The organism is Micromonospora sp. DT44 (genome assembly GCF_049841635.1).
Classification (GTDB): domain Bacteria; phylum Actinomycetota; class Actinomycetes; order Mycobacteriales; family Micromonosporaceae; genus Micromonospora.
Map to the genome: position 1 here is coordinate 1 of NZ_JBNCKS010000148.1, position 973 is coordinate 973.

The 973-nt window shown below is 57.9% G+C and carries 1 protein-coding gene; it reads left to right on the forward strand.

Features of this window, described 5'->3' with window-relative positions; translation table 11 throughout:
- Positions 1-189 precede the first annotated feature (189 nt).
- Positions 190-973, forward strand: a 784-nt coding sequence (locus ACLQ25_RS32690; RefSeq protein WP_425734585.1) for a hypothetical protein, incomplete at its 3' end; no start/stop codon positions are given.

Sequence of the window (973 nt, forward strand, 5' to 3'; positions counted from 1 at the left end):
CTACGACAACAGCGGGAGCCCGCCACCCGCCGACCACTTCCGGTGGGCACCCGGCACACCTAAGAGGGCTCCAGGATTATAACCGAGCCCATGGTGGTTGCCGGCGGCCACGTCACGTACGTCGGCCACCGTCGGCCACACTTCTGAGTCACCGAGTCCCGGCCGCTGAAAGAACAGAGAGGACGTCTCATGGTTTATAAGAGGACCGAAAAAGAGTGGGTAGCGTTCGACGAGATAGCACGAGACTACTACAAAGATGGCCAAGAAAATCTGCTGCCAGCCCCCCCGCAAACATACAAGAGGAAGGCCACCAACGGGATTGTGGTAAAACTCGGAAGAAATCTTTATGATTGGCGGCAGGAGGGTGGGCAGCTTCCCGGTGACCTGCCCCAGTACGTGAGGGATTTTTTGGAGGGTTGCGGAGCGATCGGCGACGTGGCGAGGGCGGCCGTGTCCAGGGCTGCCAAGTTCAGTAGTGACGCTAGGTGGAAGGCGTTCGGCGAGATAGCACGAGAATACTACGGAGATGGCCAAACAAATCTGCTGACACTCCCCCCGCAAACATACGAGAGGGAGGCCACCAACGGAATTGTGGTACACCTCGGACGAGAACTTTATGATTGGCGGCGGGAGGGCAGGACTGTTCCGAAGAGTATGCCCAAGGATCTGAAAGATTTTTTGGAGGGTTGCGGAGCGATCGGCGACGTGGCGAGGGCGGTCGTGTCCAGGGCTGCTAAGTCCAGTAGTGACGCTAGGTGGGAGGCGTTCGGCGAGATAGCACGAGAATACTACAAAGATGGCCAAACAAATCTGCTGACAGTCCCCCCGCAAACATACGAGAGGGAGGCCACCAACGGGATTGTGGTACACCTCGGACAAGACCTTCGTAATTGGCTGCGGGAGGGCAAGACTGTTCCGAAGAGCATGCCCGAGGATCTGAAGGATTTTTTGGAGGGTTGCGGAGCGATCGGCG